General features: G+C 53.5%; 11 protein-coding genes. 6 read left to right on the plus strand and 5 right to left on the minus strand.

Annotated elements, in window-relative coordinates; all coding sequences use genetic code 11:
• Nucleotides 1–38: 38 nt before the first annotated feature.
• Nucleotides 39–443 carry an OsmC family protein gene (locus QVF11_RS23385; RefSeq protein WP_004106401.1) on the minus strand — a complete coding sequence of 135 codons (405 nt, stop codon included), beginning with the start codon at nt 441–443 and terminating at the stop codon, nt 39–41.
• Nucleotides 444–747: 304 nt separating this feature from the next.
• Here QVF11_RS23385 and crp point away from each other — a divergent pair, with 304 nt between their 5' ends.
• Together crp and QVF11_RS23395 are read left to right on the plus strand one after the other, a co-directional pair.
• Nucleotides 748–1,380, plus strand: coding sequence for a cAMP-activated global transcriptional regulator CRP (gene crp / locus QVF11_RS23390; RefSeq protein WP_000242758.1), 633 nt, complete (start codon nt 748–750; stop codon nt 1,378–1,380).
• A 51-nt stretch (nt 1,381–1,431) separates the two neighbouring features.
• Entirely contained in the window at nt 1,432–3,510 is a 2,079-nt protein-coding gene (locus QVF11_RS23395; protein WP_112214748.1) for a YccS/YhfK family putative transporter, read from the plus strand.
• Here QVF11_RS23395 and argD read toward each other — a convergent pair.
• From argD to ppiA, 3 genes are all read right to left on the minus strand, one after another.
• Nucleotides 3,500–4,720, minus strand: coding sequence for a bifunctional acetylornithine/succinyldiaminopimelate transaminase (gene argD, locus QVF11_RS23400; protein ID WP_142513307.1), 1,221 nt, complete (start codon nt 4,718–4,720; stop codon nt 3,500–3,502). The genes QVF11_RS23395 and argD overlap by 11 nt on opposite strands.
• Before the next feature lie 90 nt (nt 4,721–4,810).
• The gene (gene pabA / locus QVF11_RS23405; protein ID WP_112214750.1) at nt 4,811–5,374 is read right to left on the minus strand and encodes an aminodeoxychorismate synthase component 2; all 564 of its coding nucleotides are present in this window, start codon (nt 5,372–5,374) and stop codon (nt 4,811–4,813) included.
• A gap of 115 nt (nt 5,375–5,489) precedes the next feature.
• Nucleotides 5,490–6,059 (minus strand): peptidylprolyl isomerase A, encoded by a 570-nt coding sequence (gene ppiA, locus QVF11_RS23410; protein WP_142513308.1) that lies wholly within the window; start codon nt 6,057–6,059, stop codon nt 5,490–5,492.
• A 277-nt stretch (nt 6,060–6,336) separates the two neighbouring features.
• Between ppiA and tsgA the strand changes: the two genes are divergently transcribed.
• Nucleotides 6,337–7,512 carry an MFS transporter TsgA gene (gene tsgA, locus QVF11_RS23415; protein WP_142513309.1) on the plus strand — a complete coding sequence of 392 codons (1,176 nt, stop codon included), beginning with the start codon at nt 6,337–6,339 and terminating at the stop codon, nt 7,510–7,512.
• Between the two features lie 5 nt (nt 7,513–7,517).
• Here the strand turns inward: tsgA and QVF11_RS23420 are convergent, their stop codons facing one another.
• Entirely contained in the window at nt 7,518–8,840 is a 1,323-nt protein-coding gene (locus QVF11_RS23420; RefSeq protein WP_287859608.1) for a cytosine deaminase, read from the minus strand.
• A gap of 241 nt (nt 8,841–9,081) precedes the next feature.
• Here QVF11_RS23420 and nirB point away from each other — a divergent pair, with 241 nt between their 5' ends.
• From nirB to nirC, 3 genes are all read left to right on the plus strand, one after another.
• Nucleotides 9,082–11,625 (plus strand): NADPH-nitrite reductase large subunit, encoded by a 2,544-nt coding sequence (gene nirB, locus QVF11_RS23425; protein WP_287859611.1) that lies wholly within the window; start codon nt 9,082–9,084, stop codon nt 11,623–11,625.
• Nucleotides 11,622–11,948 (plus strand): nitrite reductase small subunit NirD, encoded by a 327-nt coding sequence (gene nirD, locus QVF11_RS23430; RefSeq protein WP_112214756.1) that lies wholly within the window; start codon nt 11,622–11,624, stop codon nt 11,946–11,948. The genes nirB and nirD overlap by 4 nt, the downstream gene beginning before the upstream one ends.
• 68 nt (nt 11,949–12,016) lie before the next feature.
• Nucleotides 12,017–12,826 carry a nitrite transporter NirC gene (gene nirC, locus QVF11_RS23435; protein WP_287859614.1) on the plus strand — a complete coding sequence of 270 codons (810 nt, stop codon included), beginning with the start codon at nt 12,017–12,019 and terminating at the stop codon, nt 12,824–12,826.
• Nucleotides 12,827–12,836 lie beyond the last annotated feature (10 nt).

The following is a 12,836-nucleotide window of genomic DNA, read 5'->3' on the forward strand; positions in this document are numbered from 1 at the left end:
GCAGCGCATGCCGGGGCGACGAGTTCGCGCAGTTCGGCTTATCCCTCGATCACTTCATAAGAGTGAGTTATGTTTACTGCTTTCTCCAGCATCAGCGCCACCGAGCAATATTTTTCCGCCGATAGGTCAACTGCGCGAGAAACGGCAGCATCTTTCAGCTCCTTACCAGTCACGATAAAATGCAGATTAATATGGGTAAACAGACGCGGTGCTTCCTCGCGACGCTCAGAAGTCAGCTTAACTTCGCAGTTAGTGACGTTATGGCGCCCCTTCTGCAGGATAGAAACCACGTCAATTGCACTGCATCCGCCCGCCGCCATCAGTACCATTTCCATCGGGCTTGGCGCTTTATCCCCGGAATTACCGTCCATCAGAATCTGGTGACCAGAAGCCGACTCACCAATGAAGGTTAACCCTTCAACCCATTTCACTCGCGCTTGCATAAATTTAACTCCAGGGCTGTAATTTTCCTGACAGATTACGCGCACATAACAATTCTCGCAACGGAAGGCGACCTAGGTCATGCTGAAGCGAGACACCAGGAGACACGCGGCGAAAGCTATGCTAAAACAATCGGGATGCTACAGTAATACATTGATGTACTGCATGTATGCAGAGGAGTTCACATTACAGGCTGCAGAAAATTTTCAGCCAGATTCCCAGGTATAGGGATTTAATACGATTGCATGCCCGGATGCCGTGTAGTGTCGGCGCCCGGAGATAGCTTATAACAGAGGATAACCGCGCATGGTGCTTGGCAAACCGCAAACAGACCCTACCCTTGAATGGTTCTTGTCTCATTGCCACATTCATAAGTACCCCTCAAAAAGCACGCTGATCCACCAGGGTGAGAAAGCAGAAACGTTGTACTACATCGTTAAAGGCTCCGTGGCTGTACTCATCAAGGATGAAGAAGGTAAAGAGATGATCCTCTCTTACCTCAACCAGGGCGATTTCATCGGTGAATTAGGCCTGTTTGAAGAAGGTCAGGAACGTAGTGCATGGGTACGTGCGAAAACCGCATGTGAAGTGGCCGAAATCTCCTACAAAAAATTCCGTCAGCTAATCCAGGTTAACCCGGACATCCTGATGCGTCTCTCTTCGCAAATGGCACGTCGCCTGCAGGTTACGTCAGAGAAAGTCGGTAACCTCGCCTTCCTTGACGTTACCGGCCGTATCGCTCAGACGCTGCTGAACCTGGCAAAACAGCCTGATGCGATGACCCACCCGGACGGCATGCAAATTAAAATTACCCGTCAGGAAATCGGTCAGATCGTTGGATGCTCCCGCGAAACCGTTGGCCGTATCCTGAAAATGCTGGAAGATCAAAACCTGATCTCCGCGCACGGCAAAACTATCGTCGTCTACGGTACCCGTTAAGTCGGCAAAACGGCGTATTGCATGGCAATACGCCGTTTTTGTTTCCCCCTCATGTGGCGCAGGCTGATTTACCACCCGGAAGTCAACTACGCACTGCGGCAAACGCTGGTGTTGTGTCTGCCGGTCGCAGTTGGACTTATTCTCGGACATTTACAGCAGGGCTTACTTTTTTCCCTGGTACCAGCCTGTTGCAACATTGCCGGTCTGGACACACCACATAAGCGCTTCTTTAAACGCCTGATTATTGGCGGCTGCCTGTTTGCTGGCTGTAGCCTGATTGTCCAGCTCCTGCTGCAACGCGAGATCCCTCTACCGCTTATTCTCACTGGCCTGGCGCTCATCCTCGGCGTTACTGCCGAAATCAGTTCACTGCACGCAAGACTCCTCCCCGCCTCGCTTATCGCAGCGATTTTTACACTAAGTCTCGCGGGCAACATGCCAATCTGGGAACCACTGCTAATCTACGCGCTCGGCACATTATGGTATGGCGTCTTTAACTGGTTCTGGTTTTGGCTATGGCGCGAACAACCGCTGCGCGAGTCGCTGAGCCTGCTCTACCGCGAACTGGCTAACTATTGCGAGGCCAAATACAGCCTGCTGACCCAGCATACGGACCCGGCCACCTCGCTGCCGCCGCTACTTAACCGCCAGCAGAAAGTGGTTGATCTGATTACCCAGTGTTACCAGCAGATGCATATGCTGGCGGCCAATCAACGCAACGACCACAAACGTCTGTTGCGCGCTTTTCAGGTGGGGTTGGATTTACAGGAGCATATCTCCGTTAGCCTGCATCAGCCGGAAGAAGTGCAGAAACTGGTGGAACGCAGTCACGCAGAAGCAGTGATTCGCTGGAATGCGCAAACCGTTGCCGCCCGCCTGCGTGAGTTGGCGGACGATCTTCTCTACCATCGTTACCCACAGCGCTTTCAGATGGATAAACAGATCGGCGCGCTGGAAAAAATTGCCTGGCAACATCCGGATAACCCGGTCGGCCAGTTCTGCGCCTGGCACTTCAGCCGTATAGCCCGGGTTCTGCGTACCCAGCGTCCTCTGTACACGCGTAACTTGATGGCGGATAAAACCCGACGTTTACCCCTGCTGCCAGCGCTGAGAAGCTACCTGTCGTTTAAATCTCCGGCGTTACGCAACGCCGCGCGCATCAGCGTAATGCTGAGCGCCGCCAGCCTGATGGGCAGCGCATTGCATCTGCCGAAACCCTACTGGATCCTGATGACGGTGCTTTTCGTGACGCAAAACGGCTACGGCGCGACGCGAGTGCGCATTGTTCACCGGGCGGCTGGAACGATTGCCGGACTGGTTATCGCCGGGCTGACGCTACACTTCCACGTGCCTGAAGGCTATACGCTGACCGCCATGCTCTTCATCACGCTGCTAAGCTACCTGATTATTCGTAAGAACTACGGCTGGGCAATGGTTGGTTTTACCGTCACGGCGGTTTATACCCTTCAATTACTCACGCTAAACGGTGAGCAGTTTATCATCGCCAGATTAATCGACACGCTTATTGGCTGTCTGATCGCTTTTGGTGGGATGGTTTGGCTATGGCCGCAGTGGCAAAGCGGTCTGCTACGCAAAAATGCCCACGACGCGCTGGAAGCCGATCAGGAAGCGATCCGGCTCATTCTTAGCGACGACCATCAGGCTCCGGCGCTGGCCTATCAGCGAATGCGCGTTAATCAGGCGCACAATGCGCTGTTTAACTCACTCAATCAGGCGATGCAGGAACCGGGCTTTAATTCGCACTATCTGGAGGATATGAAGCTGTGGGTAACCCATAGCCAGTTCATTGTTGAACACATCAATGCGATGACCACCCTGGCGCGCGAGCACAATATGCTGACGCCGGATCTGGCTCAGCGTTATCTGGAGTCCTGTGAGATTGCGCTACAGCGCTGTCAGCAACGGCTGGATTCAGATGGTCCGGGGAGCGCTGGGGATGTGAATATTATGGAGGCCCAGGATGCGGAAGTCCCTCGCGGCCCGCTCAGCACCATGGAACAGCATCTGCAGCGCATTCTGGGTCACCTGAACACCATGCACACCATTTCGTCGGTGGCATGGCGTCAGCGTCCGCATCATGGCATCTGGCTACGCACCACTAAGCGCTAAGCACACGCTCAACGGCCTGGGCAAAGCGCGCCATTCCTTCGGCAATATCGCTATCGTCAATCACCAGCGACGGCACAAAGCGCATGACGTCAGGCCCGGCGTTGAGCACCATCACGCCAGCGTCTGCGGCAGCATAAAGGAAGTCGCGCGCCCGGCCCTGATGCTGCGGCTTAAGCTCAGCACCGATTAGCAACCCCATTCCGCGGATATCGCTAAACAAATCGAACTGCGCGTCAATCTGCTGGAGATGTTTAACAAACAGCTCACGCTTCGCACTCACACCATCCAATACTTCTGGCGTGTTAATCAGATCAAACGCCGCCCCGCCCACCGCGCAGGCCAGCGGATTACCTCCATAGGTTGAGCCGTGAGAACCCGCGTGGAAAGCGCTGGCAATTTCATGAGTGGTTAGCATCGCGCTAATCGGGAAGCCACCGCCAAGCGCCTTAGCGCTGGTCAGAATATCCGGCCTCACGCCGTAGTGCATATAAGCGAACAGCGAGCCCGTACGCCCCATACCGCACTGCACTTCATCAAACACTAACAGTGCCTGGTGCTGATCGCACAGTTCACGCAACCCTTGCAGGAATTCAGGCGTCGCCGCAGTCACGCCCCCCTCGCCCTGAATCGGCTCTACCACTACCGCGCAGGTATGATCGTCCATGACGGCTTTCACCGCGTGCAAATCGTTAAACGGCACGTGAACGATATCAGCCGGTTTCGGGCCAAAGCCATCAGAGTATTTCGGCTGACCGCCTACGGAGACGGTGAACAGCGAACGACCATGGAACGCATTGTGGAAGGCGATGATTTTGGTTTTATACGGGCTATGGCGAGTCACGGTGTAATGACGTGCCAGCTTGAACGCGGTTTCGTTAGCTTCTGTCCCGGAGTTCATAAACACCACCCGATCGGCAAAAGTCGCATCGACCAGCTTACGCCCCAGGCGCAGGGCCGGTTCGTTGGTAAAAACATTACTGGTATGCCACAGGGTTTCGCCCTGCTCATGCAGTGCCGCCACCAGCGCCGGATGGCAATGACCGAGCGCGGTCACGGCAATACCGCCTGCGAAATCAACGTACTCTTTGCCCTGCTGATCCCATACGCGGCTACCCTTACCCTTCACCGGAATAAATTCTGCCGGTGCATAAATCGGCAAAATGACCTCATCGAATGTGGCGCGGGTGATTGCCGGTTGTTCAGTTGCCATGTCATGCCCATCCTTCTTCGTTATGCAGCAATGATTATGATAATCTAATCACAAAATATGCATAAAAAATCAATCAATGGCAACTACAAATCAACGGTGGAGGAAATTTGCCAGCAGTTGATGCCCCTGCTCGCTAAGAATGCTCTCCGGGTGAAACTGCACGCCTTCGAGATCAAACTCGCGATGGCGAATCCCCATGATCTCGCCCTCTTCGCTGCGGGCGGTGATCTCAAAGCATTCCCCTAGCGTTGGGGGATCGATTAATAAGGAGTGGTAGCGAGTAACGATGAGTGGATTATTCAACCCAGCAAACACCCCTTGTCCATTGTGAATGACAGGGGACGTTTTGCCATGCATCACTTTGGCAGCCCGCACGATGGTCGCGCCGAAAACCTGCGCGATAGCCTGATGGCCGAGGCAAACGCCCAGGAGCGGAGTCTTGCCGGAAAAGTGGCGAATCACCGCCAGCGAAATCCCTGATTCATCAGGGGTACAGGGGCCCGGCGAAATAACGATTTTCTCCGGCGCCAGCGCGATAATCTCCTCCAACGTCAACTCATCATTACGCCTGACAAGGACTTCCGCTCCCAGCTCGCAGAAGTACTGATACAAATTCCAGGTGAAAGAATCATAGTTGTCGATAAGCAGGATCATGGCGGCTCCGGAAGTTACAAACCGGGGTATTCTACGCAGATTCTCGGGTTTCGCTTATTACTTTATCTGGCGGGAGAAAGCAGCGCGGGCTTGGTGCCCGCGCGGGATATATATTTTACGGCAGCACTTTCGCCGACAGAATAACAATCGGTTTAGACGGAACATTTTGATAAGGCCCAACGTTATGGGTCTGTACCTGAGAAATCTTATCCGCAACGTCCATACCTTTCACGACCTTGCCGAAGACCGCATAGCCAAAATCGCGCTGGCCGTGGTCGAGGAAGGCGTTATCCGCAATGTTGATAAAGAACTGGCTGGTCGCGCTGTCCTGATCGGCAGTGCGCGCCATGGCGATGGTTCCACGGGTATTACGCAGACCGTTGTCGGCTTCGTTTTTAATCGGCGGGTTAGGCTGCTTTTGCTGCATCTGCTCGTTAAAGCCGCCGCCCTGCACCATAAAGCCCGGGATCACGCGGTGAAAGGTGGTGTTGTTATAGAAACCACTGTTGACGTACTTCAGGAAGTTATCCACCGAAATGGGTGCCTTCTGGCTATTCAGCTCAAGCTCAATATTGCCCGCAGAGGTGGTCAGCAACACATGAGGGTCGCCCTTCGCCGCCATGGCTGGGGAAAATGCTGAAAAGGCGAAAACGGCAGCCACCGCCACGAGAGTTGATTTGAGCATGGAAATTCCTTAACGGAGCAGAATAAAAAGCGAGTGCCTTGATTCTAAAGAGCCTTTGCATCTTGGGCCAGCCTTTTACCTAATTTTACTTAGCTGAAACACTTGTTACGATGCAATCATTAATCCACTGAATAATTAAATGTGATTTCAATCACATTTATTCATGCAAAAAGATATACATTTCAGAATAAACATTTAATTACATCACGCAAACGAATAAAATCTGTCCGCCCGGCGCAGATTCAACGCGCTATACATTTCTATTCACAGGCCAGTCATGACTAACAGCAACCGCATCAAGCTCACATGGATCAGCTTTTTCTCCTACGCCCTGACCGGCGCGTTGGTGATTGTCACCGGGATGGTGATGGGAAACATCGCAGATTATTTCCATCTGCCCGTTTCCAGTATGAGCAACACCTTTACTTTCCTCAACGCCGGTATCCTGATTTCTATCTTCCTGAATGCCTGGCTGATGGAAATCGTTCCGCTGAAAACCCAACTGCGCTTTGGCTTTATCTTGATGGTGCTGGCCGTCGCCGGTTTGATGTTTAGCCACAGCCTGGCGCTGTTCTCTGCCTCAATGTTCGTACTTGGGCTGGTCAGCGGGATCACCATGTCGATTGGTACCTTCCTGATCACCCATATGTATGAAGGTCGTCAGCGCGGCGCGCGCCTGCTTTTTACCGACTCCTTCTTCAGCATGGCGGGAATGATTTTCCCGATGCTTGCCGCATACCTGCTGGCACGAAGCATCGAGTGGTACTGGGTGTACGCCTGCATCGGTCTGGTTTATGTGGCTATTTTCGTACTGACTTTCGGCTGTGAATTCCCGGTACTAGGTAAAAAAGCGCCGCTGGACAGCCAGCCGGTAGCAAAAGAGAAATGGGGTATCGGCGTGCTGTTTCTCTCCATTGCCGCACTCTGTTACATCCTCGGCCAGTTGGGCTTTATCTCCTGGGTGCCGGAATACGCCAAAAGTCTGGGCATGAGCCTGGGTGATGGGGGCAAACTGGTGAGTGATTTCTGGATGTCGTACATGATTGGCATGTGGTCATTCAGCTTTATCCTGCGCTTCTTTGACCTGCAACGTATTCTTACCGTGCTGGCAGGCGCGGCGACGGTCCTGATGTATCTGTTTATTAACGGTTCGCCGGAGCATATGCCGTGGTTTATCCTGACCCTCGGCTTCTTCTCAAGCGCAATCTACACCTCCATTATTACGCTAGGCTCGCAGCAGACCAGAGTATCATCGCCAAAGCTGGTGAACTTCATTCTCACCTGCGGTACCGTCGGCACCATGTTGACCTTTGTGGTTACCGGTCCAATCGTTGCCGCCAGCGGCCCGCTGGCAGCGTTGCATACTGCTAACGGCCTCTATGCCATAGTATTTGTGATGTGCGTGATCCTCGGCTTTGTTTCCCGCCACCGCCAGAACAACGCAGCAGCGTAATCTCACTAAGCCTCAGACCCCTTTGTTCCGACAAAGGGGCTGTTTTTGGTAAAGAATAGCTCTTCCCCTCCCTTGTCCGTCTGCACCCAGGTCTGCGCTAATTGCGTCGTGGCGATGACTCTCCCCTGACGAATTGACCAACGAACTGGCACCTGGCAGCGCACGGCTTCAAAACCATTCTCCGCAGGCAGAATCACCAGATTCGCCGGATTTCCGGGCACAATACCGTAATCGCTCAGGCCAAACGTGCGTGCGCTGTTTTCCGTCACCAGTTTCAGCCCATCGTTAATTTGCTGATATCCCATCATCTGGCAAACGTGCAGCCCCATATGCAGCACCTGCAGCATGTTGCCGGTACCCAGCGGATACCACGGGTCAAACACATCATCATGACCAAAACAGACGTTAATTCCCGCCGCCATCAACTCCTTCACGCGGGTAATACCACGGCGCTTCGGATAGTCATCAAAACGTCCCTGGAGGTGGATATTAACCAACGGATTAGCGACGAAGTTAATGCCGGACAGCTTGAGTAAACGGAAAAGTCGTGATGTGTAAGCGCCGTTGTAGGAGTGCATAGCGGTGGTATGGCTGGCGGTCACCTGCGGCCCAATCCCCTCTTTTAACGCCAGGGCCGCCACGGTTTCAACGAATCTTGACTGTTCATCGTCGATTTCATCGCAGTGGATATCCAGGGGGCGTTGGTATTTTTTCGCCAGGCGGAAAGCGATATGCAGAGATTCCACACCATATTCACGCGTGAATTCAAAATGAGGAATCGCGCCCACGACATCAGCCCCCAGACGCAGCGCCTCTTCCAGCAGAGCCTCTCCATTGGGGTAGGAGAGAATCCCCTCTTGTGGGAAGGCAACAATCTGCAAATCTACCCATGGCGCAACCTCCTTTTTCACCTCCAGCATCGCTTTAAGTGCGGTGAGCGTGGGGTCAGAAACATCGACGTGGGTACGCACAAACTGGATGCCGTTAGCAATTTGCCATTTCAGCGTCTTCCATGCGCGAGCTTTAACATCTTCATGGCTCAGTAAAGCCTTACGCTCCGCCCAGCGCTCAATGCCTTCAAACAGAGTCCCGGACTGATTCCAGTTAGGCTCCCCGGCGGTTTGGGTGGTATCGAGGTGGATATGCGGTTCAATAAAAGGGGGAATAGCCAATCCGCCGCGCGCATTCAGCACCTCATAACTCTCATTGCGCGCCTCGCCCATTGGGGTTATATCCCCGAAGCGCCCCTTGTCTATCGCTATCTGCCAAAGACCTTCGCGATCGGGCAGGCGAACGTTCTCAATCAACCAAAGCGACGCTGCTGTCATACCAATGACCCTCGTTAAACATTGCTAAAGATTCACTCAACCTTGTGCCGATTTCTTCTGCTGATTTTGTACACAAAAAAAGCAAAAAGGAAAAGTTAGTGTTTTCCAATACTTATAAAAATGCTGACAAATCAAAAATATACCACTTAAGTAGTAGGTAAAGGTGTAATTGATTTGCATCAATAAGTGTCTTGGCTGAATCGTTAAGGTAGGCGGTAATATAAAAGAAATCGAGGCAAATATGAGCAAAGTCAGACTCGCTATTATTGGTAATGGTATGGTCGGCCATCGCTTTATTGAGGATCTTCTTGATAAATCCGACGCTGCCAATTTTGATATTACCGTCTTCTGTGAAGAACCCCGTATCGCCTACGACCGCGTACACCTCTCCTCCTACTTCTCCCACCATACCGCTGAAGAGCTCTCTTTGGTACGAGAAGGTTTTTACGAGAAGCACGGCGTTAAGGTGCTGATTGGCGAACGCGCCATCACCATCAACCGCCAGGAGAAGGTTATCCACTCCAGCGCGGGCCGTACCGTATTCTATGACAAGCTGATCATGGCGACCGGCTCCTATCCGTGGATCCCACCGATTAAAGGTTCCGAAACCCAGGACTGTTTTGTCTATCGCACTATTGAAGATCTCAACGCCATTGAGTCCTGTGCCCGTCGTAGCAAACGCGGCGCGGTAGTCGGCGGCGGCCTGTTGGGTTTGGAAGCTGCGGGTGCGTTGAAAAACCTCGGCGTTGAAACCCACGTGATTGAATTTGCCCCGATGCTGATGGCTGAACAGCTCGATCAGATGGGCGGCGAGCAGTTACGCCGCAAAATTGAAAGCATGGGCGTGCGCGTGCACACCAGCAAAAACACCAAAGAGATCGTCCAGAAAGGCACCGAAGCGCGTAAAACCATGCGTTTTGCTGACGGTAGCGAACTGGAAGTCGATTTTATCGTTTTCTCAACCGGTATTCGCCCGCGCGACAAGCTAGCCACCCAATGCGGTCTGGAAGTCGCCCAGCGCGGCGGTATCGTAATTAACGACCGTTGCCAGACGTCCGATCCGGATATCTACGCTATCGGCGAATGTGCCAGCTGGAACAATCGCGTTTATGGTCTGGTTGCTCCAGGCTATAAAATGGCACAGGTGACCGCTGATCATATCCTCGAAACGGAAAACGCCTTTGAAGGTGCGGACCTGAGCGCCAAGCTGAAGCTGCTGGGCGTTGACGTTGGTGGTATCGGCGATGCCCATGGTCGCACGCCGGGTGCACGTAGCTACGTTTATCTTGACGAAAGCAAAGAAGTCTACAAACGTCTGATCGTCAGCCCAGATAACAAAACGCTGCTCGGTGCGGTACTGGTGGGCGATACCAGCGACTACGGCAATCTGCTTCAGCTGGTGCTGAACGCCATCGAGCTGCCGGAAAACCCGGACTCACTGATCCTGCCAGCCCACGCGGGCAGCGGTAAGCCGTCCATCGGCGTGGATAAACTGCCGGACAGCGCGCAGATCTGCTCCTGCTTCGACGTCACTAAAGGCATGCTGGTCGCTGCCATCAACAAAGGCTGCCACACTGTGGCGGCGCTGAAAGCGGAAACCAAAGCCGGTACCGGCTGCGGCGGCTGTATTCCGCTGGTAACCCAGGTGCTCAACGCCGAGCTGGCGAAACAAGGCATCGAAGTGAACAACAACCTGTGCGAGCACTTCGCGTACTCTCGCCAGGAACTGTTCCACCTCATCCGCGTGGAAGGCATCAAAACTTTTGAAGAGCTGTTGGCGAAACACGGCAAAGGCTACGGCTGCGAAGTGTGTAAGCCAACCGTTGGCTCCCTGCTGGCCTCCTGCTGGAACGAATATATTCTCAAACCGCAGCATACCCCGCTGCAGGATACCAACGACAACTTCCTGGCTAATATCCAGAAAGACGGTACCTACTCTGTTATCCCTCGCTCTGCCGGTGGCGAAATCACGCCGGAAGGCCTGGTGGCCGTCGGTCGTATCGCCCGTGAATTTAATCTGTACACCAAGATCACCGGTTCTCAACGTATTGGCCTGTTCGGCGCGCAAAAAGACGATCTACCAGAGATCTGGCGTCAACTGATCGACGCAGGCTTCGAAACGGGTCACGCGTATGCCAAAGCGCTGCGTATGGCGAAAACCTGCGTGGGCAGCACCTGGTGCCGCTACGGCGTGGGCGATAGCGTCGGCTTCGGCGTCGAGCTGGAAAACCTCTATAAAGGCATCCGCACCCCGCACAAAATGAAGTTTGGCGTTTCCGGATGTACCCGTGAATGTGCGGAAGCCCAGGGTAAAGACGTCGGCATCATCGCGACAGAAAAAGGCTGGAACCTGTACGTCTGCGGTAATGGCGGGATGAAACCGCGCCATGCAGATCTGCTGGCAGCGGATCTGGACCGTGAAACGCTGATGAAATACCTCGACCGCTTCATGATGTTCTACATCCGTACGGCCGATAAACTGACCCGTACCGCGCCGTGGTTAGATAACATGGAAGGCGGCATTGAATACCTGAAATCGGTCATCATCGACGACAAGCTGGGCCTGAACGAGCATTTGGAAGAAGAGATGGCCCGCCTGCGTGAAGCGGTGATATGCGAGTGGACGGAAACCGTCAACACACCAGCCGCCCAGGTTCGCTTCAAGCACTTCATCAACAGCGACAAGCGCGATCCGAACGTCCAGGTGGTTCCTGAACGTGAACAGCATCGCCCGGCTACGCCGTACGAACGCATCCCGGTAACTCTGGTGGAGGAAAACGCATGAGCCAGTGGAAAAATATCTGCAAACTCGATGACATTGTGCCGGAAACCGGCGTCTGCGCGCTGTTAGGTGATAAACAAGTGGCAATTTTCCGCCCTTATCACGGTGACCAGGTTTTTGCGATCAGCAACATCGACCCGTTCTTTGAGTCCAGTGTCCTGTCCCGTGGACTGATTGCCGAGCATCAGGGCGAGCTGTGGGTTGCCAGCCCGCTGAAAAAGCAGCGTTTCCGCCTGCGTGATGGCCTGTGTCTGGAAGATGAAAGCCATTCGGTGGCGCACTATGAAGCCCGAGTGAAAGACGGCGTCGTGCAGCTACGCGGTTAATAGATTAACGGGAGGCGCAACGCCTCCCTTTTTTTGAATTTTTTTATCTTTATATCTCAAGGAAACCTATGTTTACGGACACAATAAACAAGTGCGCGGCTAACGCTGCGCGCATCGCACGCCTCTCGGCAAACAATCCGCTGAGCTTCTGGGTCAGCTCCATGATGGCAGGCGCTTATGTCGGCCTTGGCATTATTCTTATTTTCACTCTCGGCAATCTGCTCGACCCTTCCGTTCGCCCTCTGGTGATGGGCGCCACTTTTGGTATCGCCTTAACCCTGGTGATTATCGCCGGTTCTGAACTGTTTACCGGCCACACTATGTTCCTGACTTTGGGTGTTAAAGCGGGCACCATCAGCCAGGGGCAGATGTGGGCGATTTTGCCGCAAACCTGGATGGGCAACCTGCTCGGTTCTATTTTCGTGGCGCTGCTGTATAGCTGGGGTAGCGGTAGTCTGCTACCGGTCGATACCAGCCTCGTCCATACCGTCGCGCTGGCCAAAACCAGCCAATCTGCGATGGCGCTGTTTTTCAAAGGCGCGCTATGTAACTGGCTGGTGTGCCTGGCAATCTGGATGGCGATCCGTACTGAAGGCTCAGCAAAATTTATCGCCATCTGGTGGTGTCTGCTGGCGTTTATCGCTTCCGGCTATGAGCACTCCATCGCCAACATGACGCTATTCGCCCTCTCATGGTTCGGCCATCACAGCGATGCCTATACCCTTGCGGGAATTGGCCACAATCTGTTATGGGTAACACTCGGCAATACTTTGTCCGGTGTCGTATTTATGGGATTGGGTTATTGGTATGCTACGCCGAAATCGGAGCGCCCCGCTCCGGAAAAAATTAAACAATCAGAGGCTGCTGCCAATAATTAAGAGGTAATGT

Origin of the sequence: Klebsiella sp. (genome assembly GCF_027492335.1) — a bacterium.
Classification (GTDB): Bacteria; Pseudomonadota; Gammaproteobacteria; order Enterobacterales; family Enterobacteriaceae; genus Klebsiella; species Klebsiella huaxiensis.